Source organism: Candidatus Electronema sp. JC, from assembly GCF_048287365.2.
Lineage (GTDB): Bacteria > Desulfobacterota > Desulfobulbia > Desulfobulbales > Desulfobulbaceae > Electronema.
The window spans coordinates 1-5558 of sequence record NZ_JBLWEM020000043.1; the positions used below are offsets into that span (position 1 = coordinate 1).

General features: G+C 54.6%; 2 protein-coding genes. One reads left to right on the forward strand and one right to left on the reverse strand.

Annotated features, from left to right (window positions below):
* A partial coding sequence (gene purL, locus ACNKH3_RS07160) for a phosphoribosylformylglycinamidine synthase (protein ID WP_420208742.1) occupies positions 1–2760 on the forward strand: 2760 nt, incomplete at its 5' end.
* Positions 2761–2802: 42 nt separating this feature from the next.
* Here purL and ACNKH3_RS07165 read toward each other — a convergent pair.
* Positions 2803–5388: a hypothetical protein gene (locus ACNKH3_RS07165; protein ID WP_420208743.1), complete on the reverse strand. Its 2586-nt coding sequence runs from the start codon at positions 5386–5388 to the stop codon at positions 2803–2805.
* Positions 5389–5558 lie beyond the last annotated feature (170 nt).

Below are 5558 nucleotides of genomic sequence, written 5' to 3' on the forward strand. Positions count from 1 at the left end.
ATCGAGATCGAGGCCAGCAACGGCGCGTCCGACTACGGCAACAAGTTCGGCGAGCCGCTGATTCAGGGCTTCACCCGCTCCTTTGACCTGCGCGTGGAGGGCGGCGAACGCTGGGGCTGGCTCAAGCCGATCATGTTCACCGGCGGCATCGGCCAGATTGACGACCGCCATATCAAGAAGGAGCAGGCGGCCAAGGGGATGCTGATTGTGCAGGTGGGCGGGCCTGCGTATCGGGTCGGCTTCGGCGGCGGCGCGGCCTCGTCCATGCTTCAGGGCGAGAACGCGGCGGAGCTGGACTTCAACGCGGTGCAGCGCGGCGACGCGGAGATGGAGCAAAAGATGAACCGGGTCATCCGCGCCTGCAATGAAATGGGCGGCAGGACGCTGATTGAGGTCATCCACGACCAAGGCGCGGGCGGCCCGGCCAATGTGCTCAAGGAGCTGGTCGAGCACTCTGGCGGGCGCATCGAGATACGCAAGATACGGGTCGGCGACCCCACCATGTCGGTGCTGGAAATCTACGTGGCCGAGTATCAGGAGCGCAACGGCCTGCTGATCAAGCCGGAGAATATCGAACAATTCCTCGCCATCTGTGAGCGGGAGAAGGTGGCCTGCGAGGTGCTGGGCGAAGTCACCGGCGACCTGCGCTTTGTCGTCAGCGACGAGCAGGACGGCAGCACGCCCGTTGACGTGGAACTGAAGGAAGTGCTGGGGCATATTCCGCAGAAGACGTTCAGCGACAATCGCATTCCCCGTAAGGGCGGTTCGCGAACCGCCCCTACAGCATCTGTCCGTGAGCATCTCCGCAACGTCCTCCGCTTGGTCTCGGTCGGCTCCAAACGCTTCCTGACCAACAAGGTTGACCGCTCTGTCACCGGCCTGATTGCCCGGCAGCAGTGCTGCGGCCCGTTGCAGCTCACAGTCGGCAATGTGGCGGTGGTCGCGCAGTCGCACTTCGGCTTGACGGGCATAGCCACGGCCATCGGCGAGCAGCCAATCAAGATGCTGATCAATCCAGCGGCGGGCGCACGCATGGCCGTCGGCGAGGCATGGACAAACCTTGTCTGGGCCAAGATTGACGACCCGGAGCAGGTCAAGTGCTCGGCCAACTGGATGTGGGCACCCAAGCTGCCCGGCGAAGGCGCGGCCATGAACGACGCGGCGCGGGCCATGCGCGATGCGATGATCGCCACCGGCATGGCCGTGGACGGCGGCAAGGACTCTCTCTCTATGGCCACCAAGGTCGGCAGCGAGACGGTGAAGTCGCCCCGCGAGCTGGTCATCTCCGCCTACGCGGCCATGAGCGACATCCGCAAGGTGGTCACAGCGGACATCAAAGAGCCGGGTTCGGCCTTGCTCTTGATTGATCTGGCTCCGGGCAAGGCGCGGCTGGGCGGTTCAGCCTTGGCGCAGACGCTGGGCAGCCTTGGCGACGAAAGCCCGGACATGGACGACCCGGTGCTGCTTCGGCAGGCATTCGCAGCGGTGCAGGAGCTGATTGATGCAGACCTGATCCTCTCCGGCCATGACCGCAGCGACGGCGGCCTGATCACTACAGTGCTGGAGATGGCCTTTGCGGGCAACTGCGGCGTAGAGATCGAAGTTCAGGGAGAGGCTGTTCCCACCCTCTTCGCTGAGGAGCTGGGCTTGGTGCTGGAATGTCGGCAGGAGCAGCTTGAGGAGATCAGGCACCGTCTCGCTATGGCCGAGGTGAGCTGCACTGTGCTGGGAACCACGCTGGCCGAGAAGCAAATCCGCATCCGCTGCAACGGCGAGCTTGTGCTGAACGAAGACATGTGCGCCCTCCGCCAAGAATGGGAAGAGACCAGCTACCAGCTTGAACGGCTGCAAGTGAATCCTGCTTGTGCAGATGCAGAGAGAAAGAGCATCTACGAGCGCACAGCTCCGGCCTATCATCTGCCCTTCACGCCGCAGCCCTCGCCCAAGCATCTGCTGACCGCCGAGCGCAAGCCCAAGGTCGCCATCCTCCGCGATGAAGGCTCCAACTCTGACCGCGAGATGAGTTCAGCCTTTTATGCCGCTGGCTTCCAGCCGTGGGACATCACCATGACCGACCTGCTGGCCGGGCGCGTGACGCTGGAGGGCTTCCGGGGCATCGCGGCAGTGGGCGGCTTCTCCTACGCCGACGTGCCGGACTCGGCCAAAGGCTGGGCTGCGACCATCCTCTTTAACGAGCGGCTGCGGGCGATGTTCGATGCCTTCCTTGACCGGCCCGACACCTTCACCCTCGGCATCTGCAACGGCTGCCAGCTCTTCGGCCTGCTCGGCTGGGTGCCGTGGCGCGGCTTGGATGCGGACAAGCAGCCGCGTTTCGTCCACAACAGATCGGGCCGCTTCGAGTCGCGCTGGACGACGGTGCGCGTGACCGACAGCCCGGCTATGATGCTGCGCGGCATGAGCGGCTTGGTCTTCGGCATCCATGTGGCGCACGGCGAGGGGCTGCTGCACTTCCCGGACGCGGCGGTGCGGGCCGAGGTGATCGGCAAGCGGCTGGTGCCCTTGGTCTATGCCGACGACAGCGGTGCGGCCACCGAGCAATATCCTTTCAACCCCAACGGCTCACCGGATGGCTTTGCCGGGCTGTGCTCGCCTGATGGCCGCCATCTCGCCCTGATGCCGCACCCGGAGCGGGCCTTCCTGCCGTGGCAGTGCCATTGGCTGCCAAGGGAGCTGCACGGGCTGGAGGTATCGCCGTGGCTGAAGATGTTCCAGAATGCGTATGAATGGTGTGCGAAGTAACTTGAGATGATCTTGGAAGGGCGAAATAAATTCGCCCTTTTCTTACTCCTTGCCAGCATATTTGGCAGAAGTGCCGTTGCCGTTATCTCTTTTCCAAGTAACTGTTTTTAGATTCTTCCCATCGTGCCAGCATAATCCTTCCGAACGTCGCCAAGCAGCATTGTCATTGCTTCCGCCGGGCCAAGCATTTCTTTCAGCAATCAACAGCCAAAGAATGCAAAGGTCATCACCAAGCAGTTGAGCGGCAAAATCTTTACGCAGCAAACAGAGGCTGCCGCCTTTTTCTCCAGCAATTTCCCTGAATACTATTTCACCATTCGGAGCTGTCCAACAGCCTGTTTGATTGAGTTTCGGACTAAGTTTCAGCTCCTTTGCCAGCCAAGGAGCCGGAAGATAGGTATTGAATCCGTTTGGAAGCGAGGCATCCAGAGGTGATTCCCAGTTATACTTCCATACAGGATAAGCTATCCCCACCCCTTCTGGTACATCCCAATTGTTAAATTTCCATTTAGAATCCGGCCAAGTCGCTCTCCAAGGGGCTTCATAGAGGAAAGCCTCGCCAGTCATGTTACGAGGCTCCCATCTCAAACTGCCAAGCTCAAATTTCTCTTTTGTTTTTAGTAAATTGATTATATCTTTAATCTCATCTTTCCGCACAACAACAGACATAAGAAACCGGAATTCTTGTTGACGAAGACCATGCTCTCCTCGTTGTTCTTTAGGATATTTTTTAGTTGCAACTTGATACTCATAGAGAACCATCCAATCTGTCCCTGTATTGTCCTGACGTTCTATCATATTTTTCAGTTGACGGGCTGGATCATCCAGAAAAGGCCAAGCTGCTAACTCATCCTCAGCAACCTTCGGCAGTGTAATTATAGGTTGAGATGCCCAATCTTGTGACGTTCGGTTACGCTGTTCCCGTAGTTCTTTCTCCTCAATGATAGTCGGGTCTATGTCTCGGTAAAAACTGACATCCGTGGAGCAGGAATAACACCTTGGTATACCGCTATATTCACCTGCAAGCCAGTTATTGTCAGCCAAGCGGCACAGCAGCTCATCTAAGGCCAACCACTGATACTTCTTCCCTATCCGCTCAATAATCGGCCTGTCACGCGAATAAGCGTACCGTTGAGAACGATCATGAGCAAATCGTTTTGCAGTCCAACCCATCCGATAGGCACGGTTAGCAACCCAGCGCATTGCAGCAGCCGTATCTATATGTTTTGGCTCTTTTATTTCTTCGGCTCGATCATAGAGAACGGGTGCTGCTTCATTTTCAAATCGTTCTTTTTCTTCATCGGAAAGCAAAAGCAGAAATTTTTCCTCTGCTGTTTTCATATCTTTTTTCCAGCAGTCGATATGGCTCTTGCTTGCATATTTCTGTAATTCAAGTAGATGTTTCACGTAGGAAGGTATATGGGCATTGGTACGTAATCTGGAGAATGCTATAATTCTCTCCCTTATATCCCCGATGACCTCCTTTTCAAAGACACGGAGGCGTTGCTCTGAATTCAACGGCACATCTTCGCTCAATGGTACGGAGAGAAAGTTATTCACCATCGGCTCGATTTCGTATCGTGCAAAATCTCCCATCCAGTTTGTCGCCGAATCAAGAATCTCCTCACCACCTGCTTTTTTAGCAACAGCTTTCACTTTCTCTTCAGTGATGTTAAAACATACTCGCTTTGATTGGTACGGCGGTTTGCAAAGGTCAAAATCTACTTCAGGCGCAAGCACATCATGGTATCGTGCCAGCTCAATAATACCAAAGGCGTAATCCCGCAGAAGAAGTCCCAAACGAGGTGTGTTATCAGCGAAAATATACTTGAAAACCAAGCGGCTGTAGCTTTCCAATCGTCCCCGCTCTTGACATCGACAGCTTGCGCCATAGGCTGCGGCCAAGAGCCTTTCAAGAACATACAGATCATCAACATCTCTGAATCGTTCCAAAAGGTCGGGAAAAATATCTGCTCTCACAATAAAAAGTGAGGATAGAGCTTTGGTTGCCTTATCGCGAATAATCCGATTCGATGCAGTGAAAAACCAACACAGCGTCAATGCGGCCAAAAATTGATTCTCCCGGTTTGTATGCGGCACCTGCCCGGACAAACACCAGTCAATCAATCGTCCAACAGAAGAGTAATTTTCTGCCGATTGCTCATTCAGCCATACAGTCCAGAAGGCATCTCGCTCAGGGAGTTTGCACCTCGCAAGATGACGGTGCAGCAGCTTCGCATTCCAAGGATGATCAGAGGAAATAGAAATCTCAAGGAGTACCTCAAGAGGATATTGCACCAGTTTGTTAAACAGTTCTAATGAGCGTTCAGTAAATGCTTTTCGCTCTCGCCACTTAATACTTTCAACAAACCCATCGTTGATCTCCAAAGAATTCTGCGTTTTCGCTTCATCAGGCAAAATATCAACAAGCTTACAGCCGAATTTCTCCGGGATAATTGAAGACAATGCCTCAAAAAGACCCCGCCATTGCCAAGAAATCCCTCTCTCTTCTATAATAAATTGCAGGGGGCCTGAATCACTGAACAGTGTGCCTGCGTCTTTATGGTCAGCAACAAGCGTATCACCCATCAGGAAATCTTGGAACCGCTGAAAACTGAAACGAATCACGTCTTCAGCTTCCGATAGAGGGTCTTTGCTGGTAATGGTGATTTATGAGTGACAAGGCGGGTCGCACCTGAAAAATATATTGAATTTATCATTAAAAACAATATAATAGCGAAAAGCGGACTTTCGGGTACGCCTTCACCGCTTGGCTTTCAAAGGAGGGATTGTCCGCC